Here is a 15679-nt window from a genome sequence, read left to right as displayed (position 1 = left end):
GAACTTCACGTTCTTCCAACTCTTCCTTGTGCATAATCTTAGTCAACATACGCATGCTAATAGCTCCAAGATCATAAAGAGGTTGGGCAATAGTTGTCAAGTTTGGACGGGTAAAGCGAGAGACTTGCGAATCATCACTAGTAATAATTTCAAACTCTTCTGGTACTGATACACCCTTATCAGCAAGGCCGTTCAAGACACCTGCTGCCAGTTCATCACCTGTTACAACTGCTGCAGTTGCGTTTGATGAAATTAAACGCTCTGCCAAGGCATAGCCATCTTCATAAGTGTATTTAGACTCAAATACCAATCCTTCGCTATAAGAAATACCTGCTTTTTTCAAGGCTTCCTTGTAGCCAACCAAACGAACCTTACCATTGATATCATCCACTAGTGGACCACTAACGAAAGCAATGCGCTCATTTTCTTTAGCAAGGTAGGTTACTGCATCAATCGTTGCTTGTTTGTAGTCAATATTGACACTTGGAAGCTGATGTTCTACATCCACAGTTCCTGCAAGAACAACTGGTGTTCGAGAACGAGAAAACTCTGAACGAATTTTTTCAGTCAAGTGGTACCCCATAAAAATGATACCATCCACTTGCTTAGAAAACAGTGTATTAACCACTGAAACTTCCTTGTCATCATCCTCATCACTGTTAGCAAGGACGATATTGTACTTGTACATTTCAGCAATATCATCAATCCCTTTAGCAAGCGTTGAGAAATAGCCATTGGTAATATTTGGAATCACGACACCAACAGTGGTTGTCTTTTTACTTGCAAGACCACGCGCCACTGCATTTGGACGGTAATCCAAACGGTCAATCACCTCAAGCACTTTTTTTCGAGTATTCTCTTTTACATTCTTATTACCATTGACTACACGGCTAACTGTCGCCATTGAAACTCCTGCTTCACGGGCGACATCATAAATCGTTACTGTATCGTCTGTATTCATTCCATTTCCTTTCTATATCATACCTCACGAGACTCCAAAAAAGAGACGGTATGAAAATTTCGTTTTCATGATTCTACTTATTCCATTTTATCACTATTTGTAAACACTTTCAAGCATTTTTTGAAGATTGTTTGAAAAAAATTTCATAGAAAACGATGTTTATGAAGAAAAAATCACCTTTTCTTGATTTTTAATCCTATTTGCTGTATGATAAGGGAAAAGAAAGGGGGCAGAAATATGGCTTTTACCAATACCCACATGCGGTCAGCTAGTTTTGGCATTGTTACCAGCTTGCCTGATGATGTCATTGACTCTTTTTGGTATATTATTGACCACTTCTTAAAAAATGTCTTTGAATTGGAAGAAGAACTCGAGTTTCAATTGCTTAATAACCAAGGAAAAATTACCTTCCATTTTTCAAGTCAACACCTCCCTACAGCTATTGATTTTGACTTTAACCATCCTTTCGACCCTCTTTATCCCCCGAGAGTACTAGTTTTAGATATGGACGGTAGAGAAACTATCCTCCTCCCAGAAGAAAATGACCTATTTTAATACTCAATGAAAATCAAAGAGCAAACTAGAAAGCTAGCCGCAGGTTGCTCAAAGCACTGCTTTGAGGTTGTAGATGAAACTGACGAAGTCAGCTCAAAACACTGTTTTGAGGTTGCAGATGGAAGCTGACGTGGTTTGAAGAGATTTTCGAAGAGTATAAAAACTCTAGCCTTCAGTTGCAAGTGACTGAAAACTAGAGTTTTTCTATTTTTTCAAAGCATCATACAAGTTGCGGATAGGTTGCTTTAATATAGGATGGATAAAATGAGGCGCAATTTCCTGTAAGGACTCAAGGACAAAAAGGCGTTCCGCTATGTAAGGATGAGGCAAGATAAGGTCATCTGTATAAATGACCTGGTCCTCCACAAAGAGCAAATCCAAATCAATCAAACGAGGCCCCCAATGCACTTCTCTCACCCGTCCCATCTCTGACTCAATGGCTAACAAGGTCTCTAATAGCACTGGGGCAGGCAACCATGTTTCTACTTCAATCACTTGATTTACAAAGCTATCCTGCTCCACACCACCCCAAGGCTCCGTCGTCAAGACACTGGACTCTTTGAGAATATGGATACCTCGAGCTCGCATTTTCTCAATGGCTTGTTTCAAGTTTTCTCGCTTATCCCCCATATTGCTTCCTAGGGCGATAAAGGCTCGCTGCTTACGGCGATGAATGGTTACCGAGCAAGTATCTAGTGGCAAATGCACCGGTGCCCAAGGTTTTTTCAGTTCCAATTTCATTTCTTGGACAAGAGGATAAGCCTCAAAAGTACGTTCCACCAGTTTATAAGCTACCGTTTCAATCAAATCTTCACTCGTTTCCTGAAACCAAGTCGTCCACTGCTGACACAGTTCTCCGTAATGGACAGAGGCCGTTAAATCCAAGTCTGTCGCCGACTTGCTCATATCATAGGATAGGATGGCTGAAACGACAAACTTCTGCCCCAATTCTTTCTCACTAGGAAAAAGACCATGATAGGCAAAAATTTCCAAATCCTTAATCTGCAGTTGATCCATAATGATTCCTTTCTAGAAAAATCCGCTTGAAGCGGATTCTTTTTATAGTCAATGAAAATCAAAGTGCAAACTAGGAAGCTACCCGCAGGCTGCTCAAAACACTGTTTTGAGATTGCAGATGGAAGCTGACGTAGTTTGAAGAGATTTTCGAAGAGTATTATAGTCCCATTAAACGATAAGCCTGATCTCGAAGGTCCTTATCTGTTTCAAATAGACCTCGAGCTACTGTCGTCAAGGTTGCAGTGCCTGGTTTTCTGACACCACGCATGCTCATACACATATGTTCCGCCTCAATGACAACAAAGGCTCCTTTAGCACCTAGATACTCCATCAAGGCATCGGCCACTTCGATATTCAAACGTTCTTGAATTTGCGGTTTTTTCGAATAAACTTCAACCGTACGGGCTAGCTTAGATAAACCTGCTACACGGCCATCTGGAATATAGGCAATATGCGCTCTACCATAAAATGGCAAAAAGTGGTGTTCACACATGGTATGGAAAAAGATATCCTTTTCTACCACCATATTATCGTCAATAATCTCAAAGGATTTTGACAAATGTTCCTCCGCCGTTTGACCAAGCCCTGAAAAAATCTCTTGGTACATACGGGCTACACGAGCAGGTGTTTCCTGCAAGCCCTCGCGGTTAGTGTCCTCTCCTACAGCCTCGATAATCATTTTTACAGCTGCTTCAATCTTTTGTGTATCCATTCTCGTTCTTCCTCTCCATCAGATAGGATCTCACTTGGCTCAAGAAATACAAGGAACCCGTGACAATCCTAACTATTTGTTTCTCTTCTTTTTTATCTATCAATTTCTGCTCTAGAAAATCCTGCCAACCTTGGTAGTTGAGATTTCTAGATTTGGCTGCCTCTTTCAGCACGCTTTCATCAGTCGCCCGACTATCCGCAAAATGTGTTAGAGTAAGCTCGGTATCTGGCATGGCCCCCAGCAAGTCCAACATATCCTCCAAGGCCTTGGTTTTGATACAGGTAAAGAGGATTTCCTTATGATAATCCGCAAAGCGTTCTTGCAAGGTTGCCAATAAAGCCTTGATAGCATGGGGATTATGTGCCCCATCCAAAATCATCAAGGGGTCTCTCGACACGATTTCCAAACGTCCTGGCCACCTTGTTTCTTCCAAGGCTCGAGCAAGCAAGTGATTGCTTGCTAGTTCTCGGCCATCCTCCTGACAAAAAGTATCAAGTAAAGCTATGGCCATCCCGGCATTCTCTATCTGGTGCAAACCAAGCAGGCCAGTCTGGAAGCGACCTTGTCTGACAGCACTTGTATAGTCAAAGACTTCACCCGTTACCACACTCTTTTGATGGCTGACCTGATAATTTGCCCCGTAAGCAAGTCGCGGAGCATCTTTCCCTTCTGCAATGCGGTCAATCATAGCCAAAGCTTCTGGAGCGATACGACCTGTCACCAAGGGAATACCTTGTTTGATAATACCAGCTTTCTGCTCTGCTATGGCTTCCAAAGTGTTACCAAGAAGGGCTACATGGTCCAATCCAATAGTCGTGATGCCTGTTAGAATAGGCTGGCAGACATTGGTACTATCCAAGAGTCCACCCATGCCCACTTCCATGATGGCCACATCTACTTGCTCTGAGGCAAAGTAGTCATAGGCTATGGCTGTGATAATCTCAAACTCGGTTGTGCCCTGTAAATTAGCGGCCGCTTCTCCCTCCAGCAAAGACTGATAGTCTACCATGAGGGCTTCTAGTCTAGCCTCCGGGATAGATTCCCCATTGATGCTAATCTGGTCTGTATAATGAATGAGATAGGGCGAGCTGAAAACACCAACTCTCAGCCCTAGTTTTTCTAGCATATTTTTCAAAAAAGCAATGGTCGAACCCTTGCCATTGGTTCCTCCGATATGGATGACTTTGAGTTTGAGATGGGGATTTCCGCGCAAAGCTAACAGTTCCACCATTCGTTCCAAGCCAAAATGCGGTTGATCCGTCCGGTAGTTAGCAATCCACTGATTGTTTTCAATTTCTTTCATCTTATTTATATTGTTTTAAATCTAAATTTTCCGCTTCATCAGCCAATCGAATGGCTGATGCAATTTCAACTGCCATCTTGTGACTGGCTACGTCATGCACGCGCACCACTTCTACACCCTGTCTTGCAGCGATACTGGTTACATGAGCCGAAGCCGTATCTCGATTGCGGAAACCAAGTTCTGTCTCAGGATTGACTTCAAAACCATTTTCTTCAAGAATATTGATGACAAACCGCTTACGCGACACTCCAAGAAAGATTGGATAGCCCTTCTGATGTAGTTTATCCAAATCCCGTAAAAGAAGCAAATTTTCTTTCTTGGTCAGACCAAAGCCAATTCCTAGATCCAACAGGATATTTTCTTGTGCAATTCCAGCTTGATTTGCTCTCGCTAGTGCACGTTCAAAGAAAGTCTCCATCAAGTCTTCGATTGGCAATTTTTCAAAGTTAGCTAACTCTTCCTCTGTAAAAGCTTGTCCAAAACCAAAATGAGGAAAGATGAGCGAGCTAGGATGCTGAGGTCGAGCAATAACTGGATTAAACATGATGACCACTTTCGCACCAGCCTTAGCAACCACCTCCGCCATTTTCTCATCACCCATAAGACCAGTGATATCATTAACTAGATTGGCACCAGCAGCCAAAGCAGCTTCTGCTACCTGACTCTTCCAAGTATCAATAGAGATGAGGACATCACTTTCCTTGCGAATCGCTTTAATCACTGGAACAACACGCTGGATTTCCTCTTCTATCTCAACATAGCTATAGCTACTTCCCGGCCGAGTCGATTCTCCGCCGATATCTAGCATACTAGCCCCTTCTGCTATCAATTTACGAGCCTGCTGGAGTGCCTGCTCAAGAGCAAAAAATTGACCACCATCCGAAAAGGAATCTGGGGTTACATTGATAATTCCGCAAATAGCTGTCTTTGCATGATTTACTTTAGTTGACATATCGGTCACTCCCTCAAGGCTTTTCACCATATTATTTCTCTATTTTACCATAAAAAGAAAAAGATGGACACTATTGCATTCATCTTTTTTCCCAATAGAAACAAGTAAGCAATTGTCAAAAATCTTAAACAGAAATCCCTAATGTCCGACTCATGATCACCACAAGAGCCAACAAACAGAAAGCAACCCCATTCACAATCATGTGAAGTAAGATAGACATTTCCAAACGTTGGGTCTTGTAAGCCGTCCAAGACAGAACGATAGACATTCCTCCATAAATCAATAAAGAAGGTAAATTACTTGGTTGATGCAATAAAGCAAACACAATCGTACCTACTACAAATCCCAAGTTCTCCTTGCCTCGGAAAATCTTTTTAGGAACAATCCCACGGCACAAGATTTCCTCACAAATCGGAGCAAGCAAGGCTAGCAAAAAGAAACTGGAAATCAAAGAACTATTTTGAACCATATCGTTAATCTGAGACTGGTTAGCTGTTGTCGTCTCATTTGACAGTTGTAACAAGATAGAACCAAGTATATTTGAACCGATAATAACTAAATAACTCAAGCCCAAGCGTGCCAAATCCTTAGCTCTGAAAAAAGAAAAATTAAAACTTGCTAATTGCGTTTTACGAGCTCCAAAAATAAATAGTGCCAAAACCACAATCGAAATACCAGCAACTATCAGTCCTGACTGTAACAGTGGTACTGCATTTAAAGTTAAAATAGCAGTAACCCCTATAGGAATCTGATATAAAATTGTCGCCAGCAAAAAGATTAACAGCCAGCCTGCACGATTCAATAATTCTTCCCACATACTTTTCTCTTCCACCATTCATCTCCTAGACTTTATATTAAAAAAAGGGGGAAATCCCCCTGGGTAATTCTATTATAGGGCCATGCTGATATAGTTAAGGATAAACAAGGCATCCAAAATCCAAATCATGACATGAACATCTTTAGCTTGGCCTTTGACAATCTTAGTCAAAGTGTAAGTCAAGAAACCAACTGCAATCCCTTGAGTGATAGAGTAGCTGAATCCCATAAAGATAGATGTGAAGAAAGCAGGAACCGCTTCAGACATATCATCCCAATGAATATTTTTCAAGCTAGCCAACATCATAATCCCAACAATAATTAAGATTGGAGCTGTAGCAGATGTTGGTACGATAGCGAGAAGTGGGCTAAAGAAACTTGCAATTGCAAAACAGATAGCTACAACCAAGGCTGTCAAACCAGTACGTCCACCTGCACCGATACCAGCAGCAGATTCAACATAAGTCGTCACGTTTGAAGTACCAGCTACTGCACCAATTGTTGTAGCAATTAAATCAGAATAAAGAGCTTTGTCCAATTTAACTGATTCCTTGTTTTCACCTTTAGAAGCAATGATTCCAACTTTTTCACCAGTACCAATTAGAGTACCAATTGTATCGAAAATATCTGTTAACGAGAAGGCCAGAATAGCCATAAGAGTCTCAGGTAAGCGAGCTGTATCTGAAATCAAAGCTCCTAAACCTTCTGAACCAAGAGCTGCACCAAAAATTTTCTTCAAATCTTCTACCGCAGCACCCAAGTGATTATTTGAAAAATCAATGCTAGAAATATTAACTAAACCTACTGCAATTGCAAGAACTGTTGTTGTTAAGATAGAAAGGATAATCCCTCCCTTAATGCCTTTGATGACAAAAAAGATAGTAATGGCAAGTCCTGCAAGAGCCACCAAAACAGCTGGATTATTAAAGTCAACCAATCCTGGAACCGCTGAAGAGTTTGCTGCAATCGTTGCTTGAGCTTTGTCAGCACCTTCTCCTATAACAGTATAGTTACCTGGATCAATCGTAAATTTCAAAAGTCCAGCATTCTTAATCCCTACGTAGGCAAGGAAGACACCGATACCTGCTGAAATAGCTGAACGAAGAGCAGTAGGAATGGATTCAATGATCATTTTGCGTACATTTGTCAAAGTAATAATCAATGAAATAATACCACAAATGAAGACCATAGCCAAAGCTTCTTGCCAAGAATAACCAAGTCCAAAGACAACTGTAAAGGTAAAGAAAGCATTCAGTCCCATACCTGGTGCTTGGGCATATGGTAAGTTAGCATAAAAAGCCATCATAAGAGTTCCTACCACAGAACCAATAATCGTTGCTAGGAAGATACCCTGAGCAGGCATTCCTGTTTGCGAAAGAATTTGTGGGTTTACAAAGAGAATATAGCTCATTGCAAAGAAAGTTGTTAAACCAGCGAGAACCTCCGTACGAACGTCTGTACCGTTCTCTTTTAGTTTAAATAATTTGTCCATTATCAATCTCCTTTTAATTTTTACGAACAATAAAAGAATTATATCATTTATCATTCACTTTTTCAATATGTTTGTTTGATTTATTTAATAAAATGATGGAATTTAATTTTTTGTTTGGAATCTGCTTTTCTCTCTGCTTTTTGTTATAATAGTAGACATCTTATCTGGAAAGACACTAGAAAGGTCCATATGACGAAAAAAATTATTGCAGTTGACCTAGATGGAACCCTGCTCAACTCAGACAGTCAGATTTCTGACTTTACCAAAGAAACCATTAAAAAAGTTGCTGAACAAGGGCATCAGGTTATTATTACGACAGGTCGCCCTTACCGCATGTCAAAAGATTTCTACCGTGAACTAGGCTTAGACACTCCTATGATTAATTTCAACGGCTCCCTCACTCATTTGCCAGACCAAGTTTGGAACTTTGAAAAGTGTTTAACCGTAGACAAAAAATATCTTTTAGACATGGTTCGACGTTCTGAGGACATTCAAGCCGATTTTATCGCTGGAGAATACCGTAAAAAATTCTACATTACAAATCCTAATGAAGAAATTGCCAATCCTAAACTATTTGGCGTAGAAGCTTTCCGACCTGAAGACCAATTCCAGCCTGAATTGGTGACCAAGGATCCTAACTGTATTCTGCTGCAGACCAGAGCCAGTGACAAGTATGCCCTGGCAAAAGAAATGAACGCCTTCTACCAGCATCAACTTTCTATCAATACCTGGGGAGGCCCGCTCAATATCCTTGAGTGTACCCCAAAAGGTGTCAACAAGGCCTTTGCTTTGGACTACTTGCTCAAGGTAATGAACCGTGATAAAAAGGATTTGATTGCCTTTGGAGACGAACACAATGATACCGAAATGCTAGCTTTTGCTGGGAAGGGCTATGCCATGAAAAATGCTAATCCAGAGCTACTCCCTTATGCAGATGAGCAGATTGCCCTGACCAATGACCAAGATGGGGTTGCCAAAACCCTACAAGACTTATTCTTATAACCTATACTGATACTCAATGAAAATCAAAGAGCGAACTAGGAAGCTAGCCGTAGGTTGCTCAAAGCACTGCTTTGAGGTTGTAGATGAAGCTGACGTGGTTTGAAGAGATTTTCGAAGAGTATGGCCAGCTTGCGAGCTGGTCTTTGTGTTCTTTTCACAGTCTCATCAACCAGTTAATCGATTGTTCTATTTTTTGCCTCCAAAACCTTGGAAAAAGCTTTCTTTTGTGATATACTTCACATATAAATACAAGAGAGCTCGTCATACTCGACTCTGTTGACACAAAATCAATCCAGTCCTGTTTCTCCTGCTCTCAGTTAATATCAAGGAGGATAGCTATGAAAGCTGTTGTTGTAAATCCAGAAAGCACTGGTGTTGCTGTTGAAGAAAAAGTACTCCGTCCACTTGAAACTGGGGAAGCACTTGTAGAAATTGAATATTGTGGTGTTTGCCACACTGACCTCCACGTTGCCCATGGTGACTTTGGTCAAGTACCAGGACGCGTCCTAGGACACGAAGGTGTTGGTATCGTTAAAGAAATTGCCCCAGATGTTAAAAGCCTTAAAGTTGGCGACCGTGTCAGCGTTGCTTGGTTCTTTGAAGGGTGTGGTACTTGTGAATACTGTACAACTGGTCGCGAAACCCTTTGCCGTACAGTAAAAAATGCTGGTTACTCAGTAGACGGTGGTATGGCCGAACAATGTATCGTAACTGCAGACTATGCTGTTAAAGTTCCTGACGGACTTGATCCAGCCCAAGCTTCTTCTATCACATGTGCTGGTGTAACAACCTATAAAGCTATTAAAGAGGCCAAAGTTGAACCAGGCCAATGGGTTGTTCTTTACGGTGCTGGTGGACTTGGTAACCTCGCTGTTCAATATGCTAAAAAAGTATTCAATGCTCATGTCATCGCAGTTGATATCAATAACGACAAACTTGCCCTTGCAAAAGAAGTCGGTGCTGATATCGTTATTAACGGTCTCGAAGTTGAAGATGTACCTGGACTCATCAAGGAAAAAACTGATGGAGGTGCTCACTCAGCTGTCGTAACTGCTGTATCTAAAGTTGCCTTCAACCAGGCTGTTGACTCCGTTCGTGCTGGTGGTCGCGTCGTCGCTGTTGGTCTTCCTTCTGAAATGATGGAACTCAGCATCGTCAAAACCGTTCTAGATGGAATCCAAGTCATCGGTTCTCTTGTAGGAACTCGTAAAGACTTGGAAGAAGCCTTCCAATTCGGTGCAGAAGGTTTAGTAGTTCCAGTTGTTCAAAAACGTCCAGTAGAAGATGCTGTGGCAATTTTCGACGAAATGGAAAAAGGTCAAATCCAAGGACGTATGGTACTTGATTTCACAAACTAATTCAATGAAAATCTATATAAAAAAGTTGGATGCTTCTTCCAACTTTTTTATATTAAATTTTTAAAATAAAAAATATTCTCTCCTCGAAAATATTTATATATCAACATTTTAAAACATCTGTATTTTATTTTAAAAAAAATTATATATCAAATAGTTGATTTTTTTATGAAAACGATTTATACTAATCTAGTCTTAAAGTTTTCTTAAACAATGGGCACAACATTTTATAAGGAGGAATGACAATAATGAGTATCGGAATCATTATTGCGAGCCACGGCGAATTTGCTGCGGGTATTCATCAGTCAGGATCTATGATCTTTGGTGAACAAGAAAAGGTTCAAGTTGTAACCTTTATGCCAAATGAAGGTCCAGATGACCTATATGCTAAATTTAACAACGCTGTGGCTGCATTTGACGCAGAAGATGAGGTGCTAGTTTTGGCTGACCTTTGGAGTGGTTCTCCATTCAACCAAGCTAGTCGCGTGATGGGAGAAAATCCTGATCGTAAGTTTGCCATCATCACAGGACTTAACTTACCGATGTTAATCCAAGCCTATACAGAGCGCCTCATGGACGCTACAGCAGGTGTGGAAAAAGTCGCTGCGAATATTATCAAAGAAGCCAAAGATGGCATCAAAGCTCTTCCAGAAGAGTTAAATCCAGTTGAAGAAGTTGCAAGTGCTGCGGCTGCTCCAGTTGCCCAAGCTGCTATTCCAGAAGGAACTGTTATCGGTGACGGTAAACTAAAAATCAATCTTGCCCGTCTTGACACACGTCTCCTTCACGGTCAGGTTGCAACTGCTTGGACTCCAGATTCAAAAGCAGACCGTATCATCGTTGCTTCAGATAACGTTGCCAACGACGATCTTCGTAAAGAATTGATTAAACAAGCTGCTCCTAACGGAGTAAGAGCCAATGTTGTACCAATCCAAAAATTAATTGAGGTTTCAAAAGACCCACGTTTTGGAGAAACTCATGCCCTTGTCTTGTTTGAAACACCTCAAGATGCCCTTCGTGCAATTGAAGGTGGCGTGCCAATCAAGACTCTTAACGTAGGATCAATGGCTCACTCAACTGGTAAAACAATGATCAACAACGTTCTGTCTATGGACAAAGAAGATGTTGCTACATTTGAGAAAATGCGTGACCTCGGTGTTGAATTTGATGTACGTAAAGTACCAAACGACACCAAAAAAGATTTGTTTGACTTGATTAGCAAAGCCAACGTTCAATAACAAATATCAAACTATAGAAGAATTCTAAGAAATTTTTTCACTTTATTATCATTAAATAGAAAAGGAATAAAACCATGTCAGATATTTCAATTATTTCTGCTGTCTTGGTTGTAGTTGTTGCCTTCCTTGCAGGTCTTGAAGGTATCCTCGACCAATTCCAATTCCATCAACCAATCGTCGCATGTACCCTTATCGGACTTGCAACTGGTAACCTCGAAGCAGGTGTTATGCTTGGTGGATCACTTCAAATGATTGCCCTTGGTTGGGCAAACATCGGAGCTGCCGTAGCTCCTGACGCTGCTCTTGCATCTGTTGCCGCAGCAATCATCTTGATCAAAGGTGGTAACTTTACTACTGAAGGTATCGCCGTTGCAACAGCAACAGCTATCCCTCTTGCCGTAGCTGGACTTTTCTTGACAATGATTGTTCGTACAATCTCAGTTGGTTTGGTTCACACTGCAGATGCTGCTGCTAAAGAAGGAAATATTGCAGCTGTTGAACGTGCTCACTTTATCGCACTTCTTCTTCAAGGTCTTCGTATTGCTATCCCTGCTGCCTTCCTTATCGCTATCCCAGCTTCTGCCGTTCAAGATGCTCTTAAATTGATGCCAGACTGGTTGAACGGTGGTATGGCTGTCGGTGGTGCTATGGTCGTTGCCGTTGGTTACGCTATGGTTATCAACATGATGGCAACTCGTGAAGTATGGCCATTCTTCGCAATCGGTTTTGCTTTTGCTGCCATTTCTCAATTGACTTTGATTGCCCTTGGTGTAGTCGGTGTTGCCCTTGCCTTCATCTACCTTAACCTTTCAAAACAAGGTGGTAACGGTGGCGGCGGAGCTGCGACTTCTAACGACCCAATCGGTGATATCCTAGAAGACTACTAGAAAGGGGAACAATCATGACTGAAAAACTTCAATTATCAAAATCAGATCGTAAAAAAGTTTGGTGGCGTTCACAATTCCTTCAAGGTTCTTGGAACTACGAGCGTATGCAAAACTTGGGTTGGGCTTATTCATTGATCCCAGCTATCAAAAAATTGTACACTACTAAAGAAGACCAAGCTGCTGCTCTTGAGCGTCACCTTGAGTTCTTCAACACTCACCCATACGTAGCTGCTCCAATCATGGGGGTTACTCTTGCACTTGAAGAAGAACGTGCGAACGGTGTTGAAATCGACGACGCTGCTATCCAAGGGGTTAAAATCGGTATGATGGGACCTCTTGCTGGTATCGGTGACCCAGTATTCTGGTTTACAGTTCGTCCTATCCTTGGAGCCCTTGGTGCATCACTTGCTGCATCTGGTAACTTGGTTGGTCCACTTCTCTTCTTCTTCGGATGGAATGCGATCCGTATGGCCTTCCTATGGTACACACAAGAATTTGGTTACAAGGCTGGTTCTGAAATCACTAAAGACATGTCTGGTGGTATCTTGAAAGACATCACTAAAGGTGCTTCTATCCTTGGTATGTTCATCCTTGCCGTTCTTGTACAACGTTGGGTATCGATTAACTTCACTGTTAACCTTCCTGGTAAACAATTGGCTGAAGGTGCCTACATCAACTTCCCAGAAGGTCCTGTATCAGGTGCTGAATTGAAAGGTATCCTTGGTCAAGCACTTGGTGGATTGAGCCTAGATAAGATTCAACCACAAACTCTTCAAGGTCAGTTGAACTCATTGATTCCAGGATTGATGGGACTTCTCCTTACTTTTCTTTGCATGTGGTTGCTTAAGAAAAAAGTATCACCAATCTCAATCATCCTTGCACTCTTTGCAGTAGGTATCGCAGCTCGTTTCTTCGGTATCATGTAATCAAGAAATTCAAAAGGAACCAGGTTCTAAACCTGATTCCTTTTTTCTATGTTTTTATTCAGCCAAGGCTCCCATTGGATCCCAAGGTGCTAACACGATTGGATCTGCTTCATAGGCAGCTTGTTCTTCTGCTGTCAGCAATTCCTTGCGGACAACGATTTGGTAAGTATATTCGTCCATCCAAGCGTCTGAGGCAACAAAGTAACCATCTGTACCGACCTTGTCTCCCCATGAGTTTTCAACCTTCCACTTGGTTGACTTGCCATTTTCATCCAAGTCAACACCTGTCAAGACCATGGCGTGAGTCATCAAGCTTTCGCTGTAATCCAAACGTCCAGCCTTATCTTGAGTGAGTTTAATGTCCATGCTTGATTCAAAGTCATAAACATCTGTCGCAAGGATTCCAGCTTTACGGTTGCTGAGCTGGCCGACATCTGAACCAAACCAAACAGTCTCACCTGCTTGCATTTGGGCAATCGCCAATTCTTTCAAGCGCTCCATTGGAACGTTGATGTAGCGAACTGCACGACTACCAACCACATTTCCTAACATCTCAACTGTGTAAGATTGGCCGTAAGGCTTGTCAGCAGTTGGAGCATTGATAACAGAAACATAGTCTTCTAGAGGAAGATTGACATATTTCTTGTAAAACTCTTGTGGTGTAATGCCCTTTTCGCTTTGGTAGTTGTTATCCTTATCGCGATAAGCAAAATCAAACTTACGTGGTGGAAGTCCTAAAGACATTGCAAGGAAGTTAAAGATTTCTTGCAAGAGGTCTTCTTTCTTAGCTTGAACAGCCGCTTGGTCTGCGCCAGAAGCAAGCAAGTCACGCAAGATTTGAGCATCTTGACGAAGCAATTTGTTAAGGATTGCATTTAGCTCACGGCTACTGCTAGATGAAACAGACTCAGGATAAACTGACTTGGGAACAACACCGTATTTCTCAAAGAGGGAAACGACCATATCCCATTGACCACCATCTTGTTGAGGGGTTTGAAGTAGGAATTTAACCTTACGGCTAGTTAGGTCTTGGTCTGCAATCGCAATTACTTGCTCCAAGAACCAGTTTGATTTCTCATACTTGTCCCAGAAGAAAGTGTGGGCTTGTGACAACTCAAAATTCTCCAATTTGTATTGAGAGATAAGTTTGTGGCGGAAGGTGTTGAGAGCTGCAAACATCCAGCAACGACCAGACGCTTTCTGGTTGGTTACCTTGTCCTTGGTCAAATCCAATGAGAAAACAGGTGTATTGTCTACATGACTTTGGCGACGTTCTAGAGCTGTAAAAATTCCGTTGTGGCTAGCAGCATTTTCAATCGCTTGGTATTTGACATTTGCTTCATAGTTGGCAAATAATTTATCAGTAAATGATTCTTGAATCGCGTTCATAGATTCCTCCTTTTATTCTACAGTCTATTATAACGCTTTTCAAAAAGTAAGCAACTGAAAAACATAAAAGGTAAGGATATTCTTCCTCACCTTTTCGAATATAAATCCAATTAAGCAATACTCGCAAGAAGATTTTCCAATTCCTCCTTGGTCAAACGACGCCATTCTCCTCTTTGTAAATTCTCATCCAAAACTAAAGTTCCCATAGTCAAACGCTGTAGGTCCACTACTTCCTTGCCACAGTATGCCACCATACGCTTGACCTGATGAAATTTCCCTTCTGCAATGGTCACACGGATTTGGCTTTGATTCTTTTCTGTATCTATGGATACAAGCTCCAGTCTAGCAGGCTGACAGGTAAAATCCTTAAGAGGAATTCCCTTAGCGAATGTCTCCACATCTTCTTGGGTCATCATTCCCTTGACCTGAGCCAGATATGTCTTGTCTACATGACGCTTGGGTGAAAGCAGAGCATGGGCAAGTTGGCCGTCATTAGTCAAGAGCAAAAGACCATGCGTGTCAATATCCAAGCGCCCTACTGGGAAAACTTCCTTGCTCCGAGCCAAGTCATCCAACAAGTCCAGAACGGTTCTATGCTTGGGGTCCTCAGTCGCTGAAATAACACCTTGGGGCTTGTTCATCATGTAGTAGACAAACTCTTCATACTCCAGCACCTGCCCATCAAAGCAAATCTCATCTCTTCCTTCATCAATCTGCAATTTAGCTGATTTTTCCTTTTTACCATTTACCATCACGCGCCCAGCCTTGAGCAAGTTTTTGACCTCAGTCCGACTTCCCACAGCGCAGGCAACTAAAAATTTATCTAATCTCATAGAACTATTATATCATACTCAAAAGGAGGCTGGTACAATGGCCAACCTCCTTTTCGTTTCATACTCTTCAAAAATCTCTTCAAACCGCGTCAACGTCGCCTTGCCGTAGGTATATGTTACTGACTTCGTCAGTTCTATCTGCAACCTCAAAACAGTGTTTTGAGCTGACTTCGTCAGTTCTATCTGCAACCTCAAAACAGTGTTTTGAGCTGACTTCGTCAGTTCTATCTGCAACCTCAAA

Annotated in this window: 16 protein-coding genes; 7 read left to right on the top strand and 9 right to left on the bottom strand. The window is 41.7% G+C overall.

Annotated features, from left to right (window positions below; all coding sequences use genetic code 11):
* A partial coding sequence (gene ccpA, locus RWO85_RS08515; RefSeq protein ID WP_314415314.1) for a catabolite control protein A occupies nt 1–961 on the bottom strand: 961 nt, incomplete at its 3' end.
* A gap of 237 nt (nt 962–1198) precedes the next feature.
* Between ccpA and RWO85_RS08510 the strand changes: the two genes are divergently transcribed.
* Both RWO85_RS08510 and RWO85_RS08505 read left to right on the top strand, forming a co-directional pair.
* On the top strand, nt 1199–1516 hold the full coding sequence (locus RWO85_RS08510) for a DUF960 domain-containing protein (RefSeq protein WP_000886035.1): 318 nt from the start codon (nt 1199–1201) through the stop codon (nt 1514–1516).
* Between the two features lie 6 nt (nt 1517–1522).
* Nucleotides 1523–1645, top strand: a complete 123-nt coding sequence (locus RWO85_RS08505) for a hypothetical protein (RefSeq protein ID WP_000693002.1) — start codon at nt 1523–1525, stop codon at nt 1643–1645.
* Between the two features lie 75 nt (nt 1646–1720).
* Here RWO85_RS08505 and folK read toward each other — a convergent pair whose 3' ends face one another.
* The 6 genes from folK to RWO85_RS08475 all read right to left on the bottom strand — a co-directional run bounded on the left by folK (nt 1721) and on the right by RWO85_RS08475 (nt 7808).
* Nucleotides 1721–2533, bottom strand: a complete 813-nt coding sequence (gene folK, locus RWO85_RS08500; RefSeq protein WP_063876821.1) for a 2-amino-4-hydroxy-6-hydroxymethyldihydropteridine diphosphokinase — start codon at nt 2531–2533, stop codon at nt 1721–1723.
* 157 nt (nt 2534–2690) lie between these two features.
* Complete coding sequence (gene folE, locus RWO85_RS08495) at nt 2691–3245, bottom strand: GTP cyclohydrolase I FolE (RefSeq protein WP_000380920.1); 555 nt, start codon at nt 3243–3245, stop codon at nt 2691–2693.
* Nucleotides 3226–4548: a folylpolyglutamate synthase/dihydrofolate synthase family protein gene (locus RWO85_RS08490; protein ID WP_314415312.1), complete on the bottom strand. Its 1323-nt coding sequence runs from the start codon at nt 4546–4548 to the stop codon at nt 3226–3228. Before RWO85_RS08490 ends, folE begins: the two co-directional genes overlap by 20 nt.
* Nucleotide 4549: 1 nt before the next feature.
* Nucleotides 4550–5530, bottom strand: coding sequence for a dihydropteroate synthase (gene folP / locus RWO85_RS08485; protein ID WP_000240976.1), 981 nt, complete (start codon nt 5528–5530; stop codon nt 4550–4552).
* Nucleotides 5531–5624: 94 nt separating this feature from the next.
* A complete protein-coding gene (locus RWO85_RS08480; protein ID WP_314415311.1) occupies nt 5625–6332 on the bottom strand; it encodes a CPBP family intramembrane glutamic endopeptidase in 708 nt (235 codons plus the stop codon).
* Between the two features lie 57 nt (nt 6333–6389).
* Nucleotides 6390–7808, bottom strand: coding sequence for an NCS2 family permease (locus RWO85_RS08475; RefSeq protein WP_314415309.1), 1419 nt, complete (start codon nt 7806–7808; stop codon nt 6390–6392).
* Nucleotides 7809–7997: 189 nt separating this feature from the next.
* On the opposite strand from RWO85_RS08475, the gene RWO85_RS08470 reads away from it, so the two are divergent.
* From RWO85_RS08470 to RWO85_RS08450, 5 genes are all read left to right on the top strand, one after another.
* Nucleotides 7998–8810, top strand: coding sequence for a Cof-type HAD-IIB family hydrolase (locus RWO85_RS08470; protein ID WP_314415307.1), 813 nt, complete (start codon nt 7998–8000; stop codon nt 8808–8810).
* Nucleotides 8811–9148: 338 nt separating this feature from the next.
* Nucleotides 9149–10168, top strand: a complete 1020-nt coding sequence (gene adhP / locus RWO85_RS08465) for an alcohol dehydrogenase AdhP (RefSeq protein ID WP_102210849.1) — start codon at nt 9149–9151, stop codon at nt 10166–10168.
* 245 nt (nt 10169–10413) lie between these two features.
* Complete coding sequence (locus RWO85_RS08460) at nt 10414–11403, top strand: PTS sugar transporter subunit IIB (protein ID WP_314415305.1); 990 nt, start codon at nt 10414–10416, stop codon at nt 11401–11403.
* A 74-nt stretch (nt 11404–11477) separates the two neighbouring features.
* Nucleotides 11478–12290: a PTS mannose/fructose/sorbose transporter subunit IIC gene (locus RWO85_RS08455; RefSeq protein ID WP_001280328.1), complete on the top strand. Its 813-nt coding sequence runs from the start codon at nt 11478–11480 to the stop codon at nt 12288–12290.
* A 14-nt stretch (nt 12291–12304) separates the two neighbouring features.
* Nucleotides 12305–13216, top strand: a complete 912-nt coding sequence (locus RWO85_RS08450) for a PTS system mannose/fructose/sorbose family transporter subunit IID (RefSeq protein WP_000136858.1) — start codon at nt 12305–12307, stop codon at nt 13214–13216.
* A 54-nt stretch (nt 13217–13270) separates the two neighbouring features.
* Here the strand turns inward: RWO85_RS08450 and pepC are convergent, their stop codons facing one another.
* Together pepC and RWO85_RS08440 are read right to left on the bottom strand one after the other, a co-directional pair.
* Nucleotides 13271–14605: an aminopeptidase C gene (gene pepC, locus RWO85_RS08445; RefSeq protein WP_314415303.1), complete on the bottom strand. Its 1335-nt coding sequence runs from the start codon at nt 14603–14605 to the stop codon at nt 13271–13273.
* Nucleotides 14606–14715: 110 nt separating this feature from the next.
* Nucleotides 14716–15438 (bottom strand): pseudouridine synthase, encoded by a 723-nt coding sequence (locus RWO85_RS08440; RefSeq protein WP_314415301.1) that lies wholly within the window; start codon nt 15436–15438, stop codon nt 14716–14718.
* Nucleotides 15439–15679 lie beyond the last annotated feature (241 nt).

Origin of the sequence: uncultured Streptococcus sp., from assembly GCF_963521865.1 — a bacterium.
Taxonomy (GTDB): Bacteria; Bacillota; Bacilli; order Lactobacillales; family Streptococcaceae; genus Streptococcus.
Note: the sequence above shows the minus strand (reverse complement) of the source record. Positions and strands in the feature narration are given on the sequence as shown.

What these genes read in the sequence shown, in the direction of transcription:
- RWO85_RS08470 (WP_314415307.1), top strand. Translation starts at nt 7,998, where the DNA reads ATGACGAAAAAAATTATTGCAGTTGACCTAGATGGAACCCTGCTCAAC.
- RWO85_RS08475 (WP_314415309.1), bottom strand. Translation starts at nt 7,808, where the DNA reads ATGGACAAATTATTTAAACTAAAAGAGAACGGTACAGACGTTCGTACG.
- RWO85_RS08450 (WP_000136858.1), top strand. Translation starts at nt 12,305, where the DNA reads ATGACTGAAAAACTTCAATTATCAAAATCAGATCGTAAAAAAGTTTGG.
- RWO85_RS08490 (WP_314415312.1), bottom strand. Translation starts at nt 4,548, where the DNA reads ATGAAAGAAATTGAAAACAATCAGTGGATTGCTAACTACCGGACGGAT.
- RWO85_RS08440 (WP_314415301.1), bottom strand. Translation starts at nt 15,438, where the DNA reads ATGAGATTAGATAAATTTTTAGTTGCCTGCGCTGTGGGAAGTCGGACT.
- pepC (WP_314415303.1), bottom strand. Translation starts at nt 14,605, where the DNA reads ATGAACGCGATTCAAGAATCATTTACTGATAAATTATTTGCCAACTAT.
- folP (WP_000240976.1), bottom strand. Translation starts at nt 5,530, where the DNA reads ATGGTGAAAAGCCTTGAGGGAGTGACCGATATGTCAACTAAAGTAAAT.
- RWO85_RS08460 (WP_314415305.1), top strand. Translation starts at nt 10,414, where the DNA reads ATGAGTATCGGAATCATTATTGCGAGCCACGGCGAATTTGCTGCGGGT.
- folK (WP_063876821.1), bottom strand. Translation starts at nt 2,533, where the DNA reads ATGGATCAACTGCAGATTAAGGATTTGGAAATTTTTGCCTATCATGGT.
- RWO85_RS08505 (WP_000693002.1), top strand. Translation starts at nt 1,523, where the DNA reads ATGAAAATCAAAGAGCAAACTAGAAAGCTAGCCGCAGGTTGCTCAAAG.
- RWO85_RS08455 (WP_001280328.1), top strand. Translation starts at nt 11,478, where the DNA reads ATGTCAGATATTTCAATTATTTCTGCTGTCTTGGTTGTAGTTGTTGCC.
- RWO85_RS08510 (WP_000886035.1), top strand. Translation starts at nt 1,199, where the DNA reads ATGGCTTTTACCAATACCCACATGCGGTCAGCTAGTTTTGGCATTGTT.
- adhP (WP_102210849.1), top strand. Translation starts at nt 9,149, where the DNA reads ATGAAAGCTGTTGTTGTAAATCCAGAAAGCACTGGTGTTGCTGTTGAA.
- folE (WP_000380920.1), bottom strand. Translation starts at nt 3,245, where the DNA reads ATGGATACACAAAAGATTGAAGCAGCTGTAAAAATGATTATCGAGGCT.